This is a genomic window from Streptomyces oryzae (genome assembly GCF_017676365.1).
GTDB lineage: Bacteria > Actinomycetota > Actinomycetes > Streptomycetales > Streptomycetaceae > Streptomyces > Streptomyces oryzae.
This window is the reverse complement of the sequence record NZ_JADKMA010000228.1, coordinates 1-11612: the sequence shown is the minus strand read 5'-3', so window position 1 is coordinate 11612 and position 11612 is coordinate 1. Positions and strand designations below refer to the sequence as shown.

Sequence of the window (11612 nt, the reverse complement as noted above, 5' to 3'; positions counted from 1 at the left end):
GGGTTTGGGAGGGGTCAGACGGTTATTTCGGCCGCGGCCAGATAGCCGGCGAGCAGGGCGCGGGCGACGTCCCGTATCCGCGCGTCGGCGGGCAGGAAGGTGGGTGAGTGCAACCGTTCGGCGCCCCCGTGCGTACCCACGAACATCATCAGCGAGGGCAGGCGTTCGCAGAAGAAGGAGAAGTCGTCCGAGCCGGCGGAGCGCAGATCGTCGGCGGCACGCAGACCGAGGCTGCCGAGCACGGGCAGGGTCGCGGCCGCCAGCGCCTCGTCGTTGTGGAGTACGGGCTCTCCGTGGTCGATGGTCACCTCCGCGGTGCAACCGTGGGTCTGCGCCACCAGTTCCGCGGTCCGGGCCAGCCGCCGGTGCAGGGTGTCGCGGTCGCCGCCGTCCAGCGCCCGCAGCGTGCCGCGGGCTTCGGCGGTGGCAGGAATGACATTGGCGGCGGTACCGGCCGCGAGGGTCCCGACACTGAGCACGGCGTGTGCCATGGGGTCGGTGCCCCGGCTGACCAGGCTCTGCAGGGCGACGACGATGTGGGCCAGGGCGACGACGGGGTCGCGGGTGAGGTGCGGGTAGGCGGCGTGGCCGCCACGCCCCCGCACTTCGATGGTGAACTCGTCGGCCGAGGCGTTGACGCCCCCGGGGGTGCAGGCAACGGTGCCGGCCGGCAGCAGTGGCTGGACGTGTGCCCCGATCACGGCTCGGCAGTGCTCGCGGTCGAGGAGGCCGTCTTCGACGATGCTCTGGGCGCCGGAAGGGTAGGTCTCCTCCCTCGGTTGCAGGACGGCAAGCAGCGGGGCCGGGCCACCGACCCGCTCGACGGCGCGGGCGAGCGCGGTGAGCGCGGCCAGGTGCACGTCGTGCCCGCAGGCGTGCATGATGCCCGGGTGTTCGGACGTCCAGAGTGCGCCCGTTGACTCCTGCACGGCGAGCGCGTCGAGTTCGCCGCGTACGGCGACGGCGGGGCCCGGGCCGCCGACCCGGACGACGGCCCCGGTATCGGCGACCTTGGTGGTGGAGCCTGCGGGCAGTGCGGCGAGCACGAGATCGCGGGTGGGAGCTTCGGCACCGGACAGGCAGGGGCGTGCGTGGATGCGGTGCCGCAACTCCACAGCGGCCGGCAGCTCCTCCTCCAGCGCGGCGGACAGCGTGGCGAGGTGGTGTTCGTTCATTCCGGGGTCTCCAGCCCATAGACCCGGCAGGCGTTGTCGTGGCCGATCATGCGCACCACCTTGCGGGCATCCGCCACGTCCCATTCCCCGCTGTCGGTCCACGCGGTGAGGGCTTTGACCATGCCGCGGCGCCACAACAGGGCTCCGAGGTGGTGCAGTTCGGGCGGGCCCCAGGCGTCCGAAGAGAAAAGGATCTTGGCGAAGGGGGCGAGTTCCAGTGACTCGGCGATGACGGCGTCGGAGCGCACCCCGGTGTAGTTGATGCCGAGGCCGACATCGAAGTACACGTGCGGGAAGACCTGGGCGAGATAGCCCGCGTTGCGCTGGAAGGGATAGCAGTGCAGCAGCAAGAGATCGGTGCCGTACGGCTCCACGTTCTTGATGAAGCGGGTCAGCAGCAGCGGGTCGCACCGGTGGAGTTCGACGTCCGGGTCGCCGTACCCGGCGTGCAGCTGGATCGGCAGACCGCGGTCGACACCGCACCACAGGAGGAAGCGCAGCAGGACCGGGTCGTCGACACGGATGGTGCCGGTGTCCTCGCACGCGGCGAGCCAGGTATCCGCGGCGGCGGCCACCTCGATGTCATGAGGGCGTTCGGGGTCGAAGTCGAAGCCGTAACGGTAGGCGATGATGCTCTTGAGGCCGACCGCGGTGGCCGTGCGCGCGGCCAGGGTCTCGCGGAATCGGTCGGGGAGCGCGTCTGCTGTGACACCGGCGCGCACCAGGTCTTCCAGCACGGTCTCCAGGCGCACCACCTCATCGACGCGACGGCCGGAGGCGGTGGCCATGCCGGGGACGTCGAGGATGTCGTCCCCCTTGTAGCCGGTCTCCAGCAGGTAGTGGCCGATGCCGGAGGCCCGCAGCAGCCTGCGGTTGACCTCGTCCGTGCCGAGTTCGCGGCGCCGGGCCAGATAGGACCCGGGATCGGCGTGCGGTGCGAGGCCGAGAACGGGGGCGCACCAGCGGCGGATCGCGAAGCCGAGCTGCGAGTCGAACTGCGTCATCCACGCGGGGACCGGGCGGTCGGACTCGGTGAGCAGCTGTTCCAGTGCGGCACGGTCGACTTCGTCACGCAGGGCGCCGTGTACGTGATGGTCGACGAGAGGAAGCTGTTCGATCTCGGCGGTGAGCAGGTCAGTGGACATTCCGCACTCTCTGGATGCGCTCCGCGTCGTCCAGGCCGTCGAGCTGGGCGATTTCGGAGCGTTTGACGGACAGGTGGGTGGCCAGGAGTTGGGGGTCGAACCAGGAGCGGACGGTCTGGTCCTTCTCCAACGCGTCCAGGGCCTCGTCGAGGCTCGCGGGCAGGGGCGGCACGTGGGCGAGCCCGGATTCGTCGGTCTCCTCCGGCCACACGGTGGGCTCGTCGTAGCTGCCGGTGAGGCCCGCCAGACCGGCGCGGATCAGGGCGCCCAGCGCGAGCCAGGGGTTGGCGGTGGCGTCAGCGGCCCGGTATTCGAGGTTGAACTGGGCGCCGGGGTCGGAGCCGCCCAGTGCGGTGGTGGGGCAGATGCGCAGCAGCGCCTCGCGGTTGTGCTCGGCCAGGTACACCCCGCCGACGCTCCAGCGGTGCGGCGTCAGGCGCAGGAACGACACCGGGCTGGGTGCGGTCAGGGCCGTGAGGGCGTGGGCGTGGGCCAGGACCCCGGCGCTGAACCGGGCACCGGTTGTGGAGAGCCGTCCGGGGCGCTGCGGGTCGTAGAGGGCGGGGCGCCCGGACGCGTCGCGCAGACTCAGGTGGATGTGCACCCCGTTTCCGACCCCGTCGCCGGCGAGGAGGGGGGCGAAGGTGACGGGCAGCCCTCTGCGCCGGGCCAGGTCACGGACGAGCTCCTTGAGGAGGACGGCGCGGTCGGCCGCGACCAGCGCTTCGGCGGGACGCAGGGTGAGCTCGAACTGGCCGTCGCCGTACTCCGGAATCCAGGTCTCCGGCTCCAGTCCCGCGTGTTCCAGCAGCCGCACCAGATCCGTGCCGAAGGGTTCGGCGTCCCGGAAGCGGCGCAGCGAGAACGGGGCGCTCTCGGGCAGTGCGCCGAGGACGAATTCGTGCTCGAAAGCCGCGACGACCTCGAGCCCGGTGCGTTCGCGCAGCTCTGTCAGGGCGTCGCGCAGGAAGGTACGCGGACAGCACGCCCAGGGCTGCCCGTCCGGCAGGGTCTGGTCGGCGAGGTAGAGCTGCATGCCGGGGTCGGCGCCGTCGGCCGGTATGGCGACCGCCGTGGCGGCGTCGGGGACCAGTCGAAGGTCGCCCCGGGAGCCGAAGACGTTGTCGGGGGCGATCGGCCCGAACGAGGAGATCGCGAGGTTCGCGGGGACCCATCCGGTGCCGCTGCGCAGGACCGCGTCGTGCGCAGCAGAGGGTACGGATCGGCCGCGCACCAGCCCGGCCAGGTCGCAGGTGGCGACGAAGACCGTGGTGGAGCCGTCGGCGAGGAAGGTCATGAAGTCACCTTTGTGTTGTCAGCGATCGGCTCAGGGCCCTGTTCCTGTTCTTCCCCTCCGGTGTCTTCCCCTCCGGCGCCGGTGGTCCCGTTCAGCTCACTCGTGAGGCGGGTGCCGATGCGCCGTGCCAGCGAGGGCGCGAGCAGGATGATGGCGACACCGGTCAGGCACCAGGCGCCGGCGATCCAGGGGAAGTAGGTGAAGGGCGCGGTCTGCTCCGCGACCTGCTTGTAGAGGACGAAGCAGAGATATCCCAATCCGATGAGCGGGATGGGCAGTTCGCGTTTGGGGATGCTGCCGCGGCCGGAGAGGGTGAAGACCATCACGCCGATTCCGGCGAGGGCGTAGACCACCAGGACGCACAGCACGCCGATGGTCGCGTACCAGTAGTAGGTGTCGAACGCGGAGGTGCCCACGCCGTACATGGATGCGGTCAGCGCGCCTCCCACGCCGCCGCACAGCCACAGCGCCCTGGTGGGTGCGCCGGTGGCGGGGTCGGTCCTGGCCAGCGCCGCCGGTCCGAATCCGTCGCGGGCCAGGGCGAAGACCATGCGGGAGGCGGCGGCGGAAGAGGACAGCGCGGCGGCGAAGGCGGAGGCCACGGCGGTGAAGGCGACGACGAGCGAGAACCAGGTCCCTATATAGCTCCCGGAGAGCGTCACCAACGCCGATTCCGCCTCGGCGAAGGCGCTCACGCCCTTGTCGTCGGTGCCGAAACCGATGGTCTGGACGAACATCATCAGCACGTACAGAACACCGGTGAGCAGCACACTGCCCGCCAGCGCACGGGGGATGTTGCGCCGGGGGTTGTCGGTCTCCTCGCCCAGGGAGGCGCATGCCTCGAACCCGGCCCAGGACAAGAAGGCGAAGACGGTCGCGGTCATGACGGCGCCGTAGCTGGCCGCGCCGGGGGTGAAAACCGACAGGTCGATCGACTGGTGCCGCGGGGCCGACCCGCTGCCGGTGCGCCCGAGCACGACGACCGCGAGCAGCAGCATGGCCACGATGCCGATGCCCTCGACGAACAGCAGGGTGCGGGCGGTGATCCGGGTGTCACGTGAGTTGAGCACGGTGACACCGATGCCGGCGATGAGCGCCACGGCGATCCAGGGGCCGGTGGATGTCACGCCGAGGGCGTGCAGGAAGGAGTGGGCGAAGACTCCCGTCGCCGCGAGGGTGCACACGAGGAAGGCGAGGTAGGTGCCCAGCAGGGCGAAGCCGCCGAAGAACCCGGCCCGGGGGCCGATGGTGGCCCCGGCCAGTGCGTAGACCGATCCGGCGTGGTGGAAGTTCTGGGTCAGCCGCCAGAAGCCGTAGCCGACGAAAGCGACGCCGAGGAGGCCGAGCACGAAGACGAGCGGCACCGCTTTGCCCACGGTGGCCGCGACGCCGGCGCCGTTGAGACCCATGGCCAGGGTGGGGCCCATGAGGCCGACGGAGAGGGCCAACGCCTCCCACAAGCGGAGTTTACGAGGGGTATGAGGGTGATCGGGCACGAGGTACTCCCGAGCGGAGGGGGGCCGCGGGGATGCAGCCCGGGAACACCCTCATGAAATATTCATTGCACAGTCCACGTCAATGGGAGTGATGAAACAAATTTTTCATCCTCCGGGCGATCAGCGCCCCCCGCCCCGCGATGCGTCCTCAGCCTCGCGCAGCCGCTCCTCGGCCTCACGCAGCCGCTCTTCGGCCGCGTGGCCCAGACGCGCGTGCACGGCAGCGACCAGGGTCTCGACCAGCGCCAGAGGCGCCACGATGCTGTCGAACGGACTGGGCGCCTCGACCCGCGCGGGGAGCACCACATCGGCGAACTCGGCCGCAGGCGACAGCCACGGATCCGTGAAGAGCACGATCTTCGCCCCCCGCTCATGGGCGTGCCGGGCCAGCTCCACGGTGTCGTCCTGATAGCGGCGGAAGTCGAAGACCACGCACACGTCCCGCCGGCCCACATCGACCCGGAACCCCGCGTCCCGCCCCGGGGAGGGGGTGTGCACGACAGTTCCGGGGCGCAGCAACCGCAGGTGCAGATCGAGGTACTCGGCCAGGAGCTGGGAGAACCGGCCGCCGAAGCATGCAATCCGCTTGCCCTGGTCGCAGATCAGACCCACCGCGCGGTCGAATTCCTGCTCGGGCAACGCTGTGAACGTCTGCCCCAGCGCGGCACTGCCCACCCGCCGCGCCGCTTCCACCAGCTCGGAGGTCGGTGAGTCGGCGCCGATCACCGGGGCCAGGGTCAGTGGCGACGCCTGACGCGCCTGCACCTCCTCACGCAACGACTGCTGGAACTGCCGGTAGCCGTCGAACCCGAGCCGGGCGACAAAGCGCACGACGGTGGGTGCGCTGACCCCTGCCTGCGCGGCCAGCCCGGAAGCGGAATCCAGCCCGGCTGCCGGGTAGTTGGCCGTCAGCTCCCGGGCAATCTTCACCTCGGCCCGGGACAGACTCCCCTGAACGCGGCGCAGCCGCTCAGCCACGGTGACGCCCAGGCCGGCAGGCTCCTCCGTACGATCCTCCGTACTGCTCACCGGCTGCGCGCCCCCGGCGCTGTTCGCATCGTCGCTGTGGTCTTCGGCCCGGCCGGCCATGGACTTCCCCTCTCCGCGCTGTGCAACGCGACGATCGTTCCACACGCCGGAACGGGCCCCGGGCCCCGAGCCCGGCTGCGCCGGACGGCGAACGGCATCTCACGCCCCGCCGCCGGGCCGCGTGGAAACCTCTCAGGAACCCGGCGCCGTGAGGGTGTCCCAGGCTGCGACGGCGGCGTCCACGACGGCGAGGAGTTCGCTGCGCGGGACGCCGTCCTTCGCCTGCATGGAGAGGCCGAACAGGACGGTCGCGTAGAAGGCGCCCAGCGTTCCGCTGCCGGTGCCGGGCGGGACGTCGCCCTCCGCGATGCCGCGGTCCACGCGCTCGCGGAACATCCGCTCCGTGGCCCGGCGGTCCTCGGCGAGCAGGGCGCGGACGCCCTCGTTCTCCGGGGCGCAGTTGGTGGCGGCGTGGACGATCATGCAGCCGCGCGGCCTGTCCGGTGCGGTGTAGCGGATGACGTTGCCGCGCAGCGCGTCCCGCACCCCCTCCCGCGCCGTGGGCGCCCCGGCGAGCGCGTCGCGGCTGACCGTGCCGTCCGTACGCTCGTACAGCTCGACCGCCTCGCGGAACAACCCCTCCTTGGAGCCGAAGGCGGCGTACAGGCTCGGCGGTCTGATGCCCATGGCCTCGGTGAGCTCGGCCATCGTCGTCGCCTCGTATCCGCGCTCCCAGAAGACGTGCATCGCCCGTTCGAGCGCTGCGTCCCGGTCGAAGGCGCGTGGCCGTCCGCGTGCTGCCGCCATCACCGGCCCCTTCCTGCTGCCTGTTCCTGCCCGTTCCTGCCGCCCGGATCGAATTTATATAGCGCTCGCTACCGAAAACCCTTGACTGCTGAGGATACTCGCTGCGTTAATTATTGAGCGCTCGCTACAGAAATGGTTGCGCGGGCGCGCCACCGCATCGCGAGACGGAACGAGGACACCCATGACGCCGACATCGACACTCCCCCTCAGCGGCAAGGCAGCGCTGGTCACCGGCGGGAGCAGGGGGATAGGCGCGGCCGTCGCCAGGCGGCTCGCGGCGGACGGCGCCGATGTGGCGCTGACGTACGTCAGCGCCGAGGGCCGGGCCAAGGAGGTCGCCGAGGACATCCGCGCCACCGGCCGCCGGGCCCTGGCGATCCAGGCGGACAGCGCGTCGGCCACCGACCCGGTGGAGGCGGTGCACCGTACGGCGCGGGAGTTCGGCCGCCTCGACATCCTCGTCAACAACGCCGGCATCTTCCCCAACGGCCCGCTGGCGGACGTCACGGTGGCGGAGATCGACCGCACCCTGGCCATCCATGTACGGGCCGCGCTGCTCGGCGCCCAGGCGGCGGCCGGGCACATGACGGACGGCGGACGCATCGTCACAATCGGCAGCAACCTCGCCGAGCGCGTACCGGGCCCCGGCATCACCCTCTACGCCGCCTCCAAGTCCGCGCTCAGCGGCCTCACTCGGGGGCTGGCCCGCGATCTGGGTGCCCGCGGGATCACCGCCAACCTCGTACAGCCCGGCTCGACGGACACCGAGATGAACCCCGCCGACAGCGGTGCGCGGGCCGACGCACAGCGCGCCCTGAGCGCCCTGGGCCGCTACGGCACCCCCGAGGGCATCGCCGCGATAGTCGCCCACCTCGCGGGCCCCGACGGCTCCGGCACCACGGGGTCGGTCTTCACGGTGGACGGCGGCACCAACGCCTGACCGGCCGCAAGCGCGTCCGGCAGGGGCGCCCCGTTACCCGGCCAAAGGCGGGGCGCCGCGTCAGACGGCGGGCTTCTGCCAGGTGAGCGAGTACCGGCGGAGCACATGCCAGCGATACCGCACACCCGGCAGCAGCAGCCGCGCAGCGCTCCGCACCTGCCCGTAGCTCATGTGCGGGTCGGCGGCCGGCATCCCCGCCGGACTGTGCGCGCGGCGCAGCACCTTGGTGATCCGCACGAGAGGGAGGGTCGCGATCCGCGCCGCCCAGTCCGCCGCGGTCGCCTCGCGGGCCAGACCGACCACCACCAGGGTGCCGCCGGGCCTGAGCAGCTCGCGCATCCGGGTCAGGGCCGCCTCGAAGTCCATGTGGTGGACCGTGGAGACCGAGCAGATGAAGTCGAAGCCCGCTGTGGGGAGGGCGGCGGTGAGGAAGTCGCCCTCGACAAAGGTCAGCCCCTGGTGGCCCGCGGCGAGTTCACGGGCGCGGGAGACCATGTGCGGTGAGCTGTCGACGCCGGTGACGCGCTCCGCCCGGCCGGTCAGCTTCCGGGCCAGCAGCCCGTCACCGCAGCCGACGTCCAGCGCGTCACCGCACCCCTCGGGAACAGACCGCAGAATGCCCGGGTGCCGGGCGACGTTGGTGTTCCAGTACGGCTTCGGGTCGGACGGCTGCATCGGGGCAGCATAGGGGTCCCGCCGGTATTGCTGACGGCAGGTGGCCCCGAAGGGCATCGGCCGGCCCTGCTCATAGGGCCCGTCGCAGCCCGACCGCCGGAAAGGCTGTGCGTCCCCGGTTACCGGTCAGAGGTCAAGGTCGGCTCGCCCGCTGATCTGCTCTGTGGGCTGGGGTTCGGCGAAACGGCGCGGGGCAGGTCCGAGTCCTGACTACGGTCCGGCCGTGCCGGTGGCCGTGCCGGCGGAGTCTCCGGAGGGACAGGTGACGTCCCAGGCCGCCTCGATCATCTGGAAGATCTCGCCCACCGCGGCCTGCGGATCGGCAGCCTCACGGGCCAGCGAATAGGCGTCGATCACGAACCTCGCGATCGCCCGGGAGGCCGTTGGGGTCACCGACAGGCCGGGATCGGCGGCGATGGCCGTTGCCAGCGACTCCGCGTGGCGCAGCCGCATCGACTCTTCGTACTCCCGCAGGGCGGGTGATGCGTCGATCATGCGCCAGATCGGGGCGGCGCTGTCCGCCGTGCAATGCCGCACCAAGGCCTGGATCTCGCGGCGCAGCGCGGGGACGAGCGGCTCGTGCGCCGCCCGGCCGGTGACCGCCCGCGTCAGGCGCTGCTCGAAGTCTTCGTCCTGTTCGAAGACCAGGGCCTCTTTCGAGGCGAAGTGGGAGAAGAGCGTGGTCACAGCCACGTCGGCCTCGGCGGCCACGTCACGGATGCCCACCGCGTCGTACCCGCGCTCGAGGAAGAGCCGCAGGGCGGCGTCAGCGATCTTCTGGCGGGTCGCGGCCTTCTTGCGCTCACGGCGTCCGGTCGGCACGGTCATGCCCTCACACTATCAGGTACAAATCCATAACGAATTCAAAACCCTAACCGTTAGTGTTATGGTCGCCGCATGAAGAAGGTGAGCTTCGCCGAGTTCGGCGGTCCGGACGTTCTGCAACTCATAGATGCCGAGGATCCCCACGCGGGCCCCGGCCAGATACGCATCGCCGTACGGGCGGCAGGGGTGAACCCCGTCGACTGGAGGCTCCGTGAAGGCCAGAAGCTGGGGGCCCACCCGATCGAGTTGCCCGCCGGAGTCGGGCAGGACGCCGCCGGGGTGGTGGACGAGGTCGGTGAAGGCGTCGAAGGGGTCGAGGTCGGCGACCGCGTCTTCGGCGAAGGCACGAGCACGTATGCCGAGTTCGCCGTGCTGTCGGCCTGGGCCCGTATGCCCGAGGGGCTGACGTTCGAAGAGGCGGCCGGCTACCCCTCCGTGGTGGAGACCGCGCTGCGCATCATCCGCGAGGTCGGTGTGCAGCCCGGACAGACGCTGCTGGTCAGCGGCGCATCCGGGGGAGTCGGCTCAGCGGTGCTGCAGATCGCCCGCGACCGCGGCATCACGGCGATCGGCACGGCTGGGATCGCGAACCAGGACTATCTGCGCAGCCTGGGCGCCCTCGCCACGACATACGGCGAAGGCTGGGTCGAGCGGGTGCGGCAGCTCGGCCCTGTCGACGCGGCCCTCGATCTGGCCGGCTCGGGCGTGATCCGCGAGCTCGTCGAACTGACCGGGAACGCGCAGAAGGTGATCTCCATCGCCGATCTCGGTGCGCCGGAGCTGGGTGTGCGATTCTCCGGCGTGGCCGGAAGCGTGCCGGACGCGCTCGCCGAAGCCGTCGGCCTCATCTCGCGGGGAAAGCTCCACATCCCGGTCGAGAAGTCGTACACGCTCGCCGAGGCCGCGGCGGCGCACATCGACAGCCAGGCCGGTCACACACGCGGGCGCCGGGTCCTGGTGATCTGAAAACCGGCTGCGCGTCGTCCTCAAGCAGAAATTGAGGACGACGCCGGCCAGGATCCCGCTGCTTGATCATCAAACCTGGAGGCGCCGCGCCGCCCGCCGAGCGAGGCGCGCAAGTAACACAAGGGGCCCCGCATGCGGCCCTCGGCGGAAACAGGGCTCGGCTCTCAGCGGCACAGGGCCTCGTCCTCGTCCGGCAGCCAGCTCCCCGCCGGGCGGCGCAGCCACCCGGCGGGGGCGCCCAACTCCCGTGCGGCGTCCCGCAATGCGGTCAGCCCGGGATGGTGCAGGCCCCGGCGCCACACCATGGAGACCGGGGACAGCGGCACCGGACCGGTCAGCGGGCGCAGCACCATGCCCGCGATGCCGATGAAGACCTCGGTCGCCAGCACCGACCACCCCTTGCCCCGCACCACCCGGGCGAACTCCCGCTCCCCCTCGATCTTCGGGAACGGCGCCGCCAGCCGGATGCCGCGCCCCGCGAACAGGGCGCGCGCGTAGGAGGTCCACTCGGCGGTGTCCGGGTTCCCGGCACCGGCGTACAGCGTCTCCCCCTCCAGCGCCGCCAGCGGCACCTGGGCCCGCCCCGCCAAGGGGTGCCCCTCCGGCAGCAGTACGGCGACGCGCTCGTACCGCACCAGCTGGTGCTCCAGCCCGGTCAGCGTCTCGCCCGGCAGCCCGGCCACCCGGCCGAAGGCGACGTCCAGGCGGCCGGCGAGGATGTCGGCGGCGGCCGCGGTCAGTCCGCTGTAGTAGCGGGCGACGAACTCCACGCCGGGCTCGGCGTCCCGCGCCGCCTCCAGCACCCGCTGCCCGGTGGAGACGGGCGCCGCCACATCGACGGCCAGCGGCCGGTCCCCCGCCGCCGGGCCCCGCCCGAAGGCGGCGGCCAGTTCGTCGTGGGCGGCCAACACCTGCCGGGCGTAGGGAAGCAGCTGCTCGCCCTGCGGAGCGAGCGTCACCCGCCGGGTGTTGCGGACGAACAGCACGGCGCCCAACTCCCGCTCCAGCGAGCGGATGTCCCGGCTGAGCGCCTGCTGTGCCACGTACAGCCGGGCGGCGGCGCGGGTGAAGTGCAGCTCCTCCGCGACCGCCACGAACGCCCGCAGCAGCCGCGGGGAGAGATCGCCGGACACCGGAAGACCGTAAGCGGGCGGCCCGCAATTGACAACGCAGGTGAGTCAAAGGGCGCCCAACAGGTGTTGGACCCCGCCTCCCACCTGCGGTGACGCTGTACGGCATGCCCGTCTACCACCGGCC

At 71.4% G+C, this 11612-nt stretch carries 11 protein-coding genes; 2 read left to right on the top strand and 9 right to left on the bottom strand.

Going from position 1 to position 11612, the window contains the following annotated elements; translation table 11 throughout:
- Positions 1-14 precede the first annotated feature (14 nt).
- The 6 genes from ITI46_RS30245 to ITI46_RS30220 form a co-directional block, all read right to left on the bottom strand.
- Positions 15-1175 carry a M20 metallopeptidase family protein gene (locus tag ITI46_RS30245; protein WP_209243119.1) on the bottom strand — a complete coding sequence of 387 codons (1161 nt, stop codon included), beginning with the start codon at positions 1173-1175 and terminating at the stop codon, positions 15-17.
- Entirely contained in the window at positions 1172-2320 is a 1149-nt protein-coding gene (locus ITI46_RS30240) for an amidohydrolase family protein (RefSeq protein WP_209243118.1), read from the bottom strand. The genes ITI46_RS30245 and ITI46_RS30240 overlap by 4 nt, the downstream gene beginning before the upstream one ends.
- On the bottom strand, positions 2310-3617 hold the full coding sequence (locus ITI46_RS30235) for a glutamine synthetase family protein (protein WP_209243117.1): 1308 nt from the start codon (positions 3615-3617) through the stop codon (positions 2310-2312). The genes ITI46_RS30240 and ITI46_RS30235 overlap by 11 nt, the downstream gene beginning before the upstream one ends.
- Positions 3614-5113 carry an APC family permease gene (locus ITI46_RS30230; RefSeq protein ID WP_307808384.1) on the bottom strand — a complete coding sequence of 500 codons (1500 nt, stop codon included), beginning with the start codon at positions 5111-5113 and terminating at the stop codon, positions 3614-3616. Before ITI46_RS30230 ends, ITI46_RS30235 begins: the two co-directional genes overlap by 4 nt.
- Positions 5114-5233: 120 nt before the next feature.
- On the bottom strand, positions 5234-6202 hold the full coding sequence (locus tag ITI46_RS30225; protein WP_247746817.1) for a MurR/RpiR family transcriptional regulator: 969 nt from the start codon (positions 6200-6202) through the stop codon (positions 5234-5236).
- Between the two features lie 132 nt (positions 6203-6334).
- Positions 6335-6949, bottom strand: coding sequence for a TetR/AcrR family transcriptional regulator (locus ITI46_RS30220; protein ID WP_209243115.1), 615 nt, complete (start codon positions 6947-6949; stop codon positions 6335-6337).
- A 181-nt stretch (positions 6950-7130) separates the two neighbouring features.
- Between ITI46_RS30220 and ITI46_RS30215 the strand changes: the two genes are divergently transcribed.
- Positions 7131-7889: an SDR family oxidoreductase gene (locus ITI46_RS30215; RefSeq protein WP_209243114.1), complete on the top strand. Its 759-nt coding sequence runs from the start codon at positions 7131-7133 to the stop codon at positions 7887-7889.
- A gap of 60 nt (positions 7890-7949) precedes the next feature.
- Here the strand turns inward: ITI46_RS30215 and ITI46_RS30210 are convergent, their stop codons facing one another.
- Positions 7950-8564, bottom strand: coding sequence for a class I SAM-dependent methyltransferase (locus ITI46_RS30210; RefSeq protein ID WP_209243113.1), 615 nt, complete (start codon positions 8562-8564; stop codon positions 7950-7952).
- Positions 8565-8774: 210 nt separating this feature from the next.
- Entirely contained in the window at positions 8775-9392 is a 618-nt protein-coding gene (locus ITI46_RS30205; RefSeq protein ID WP_209243112.1) for a TetR/AcrR family transcriptional regulator, read from the bottom strand.
- 69 nt (positions 9393-9461) lie between these two features.
- Here ITI46_RS30205 and ITI46_RS30200 point away from each other — a divergent pair, with 69 nt between their 5' ends.
- Positions 9462-10355 (top strand): NADP-dependent oxidoreductase, encoded by an 894-nt coding sequence (locus ITI46_RS30200; protein ID WP_209243111.1) that lies wholly within the window; start codon positions 9462-9464, stop codon positions 10353-10355.
- Between the two features lie 164 nt (positions 10356-10519).
- Here ITI46_RS30200 and ITI46_RS30195 read toward each other — a convergent pair whose 3' ends face one another.
- On the bottom strand, positions 10520-11488 hold the full coding sequence (locus tag ITI46_RS30195; RefSeq protein WP_209243110.1) for a LysR family transcriptional regulator: 969 nt from the start codon (positions 11486-11488) through the stop codon (positions 10520-10522).
- Between the last annotated feature and the right edge of the window lie 124 nt (positions 11489-11612).

What these genes read in the sequence shown, in the direction of transcription:
- ITI46_RS30245 (WP_209243119.1), bottom strand. Translation starts at nt 1,175, where the DNA reads ATGAACGAACACCACCTCGCCACGCTGTCCGCCGCGCTGGAGGAGGAG.
- ITI46_RS30240 (WP_209243118.1), bottom strand. Translation starts at nt 2,320, where the DNA reads ATGTCCACTGACCTGCTCACCGCCGAGATCGAACAGCTTCCTCTCGTC.
- ITI46_RS30235 (WP_209243117.1), bottom strand. Translation starts at nt 3,617, where the DNA reads ATGACCTTCCTCGCCGACGGCTCCACCACGGTCTTCGTCGCCACCTGC.
- ITI46_RS30225 (WP_247746817.1), bottom strand. Translation starts at nt 6,202, where the DNA reads ATGGCCGGCCGGGCCGAAGACCACAGCGACGATGCGAACAGCGCCGGG.
- ITI46_RS30220 (WP_209243115.1), bottom strand. Translation starts at nt 6,949, where the DNA reads ATGGCGGCAGCACGCGGACGGCCACGCGCCTTCGACCGGGACGCAGCG.
- ITI46_RS30215 (WP_209243114.1), top strand. Translation starts at nt 7,131, where the DNA reads ATGACGCCGACATCGACACTCCCCCTCAGCGGCAAGGCAGCGCTGGTC.
- ITI46_RS30210 (WP_209243113.1), bottom strand. Translation starts at nt 8,564, where the DNA reads ATGCAGCCGTCCGACCCGAAGCCGTACTGGAACACCAACGTCGCCCGG.
- ITI46_RS30205 (WP_209243112.1), bottom strand. Translation starts at nt 9,392, where the DNA reads ATGACCGTGCCGACCGGACGCCGTGAGCGCAAGAAGGCCGCGACCCGC.
- ITI46_RS30200 (WP_209243111.1), top strand. Translation starts at nt 9,462, where the DNA reads ATGAAGAAGGTGAGCTTCGCCGAGTTCGGCGGTCCGGACGTTCTGCAA.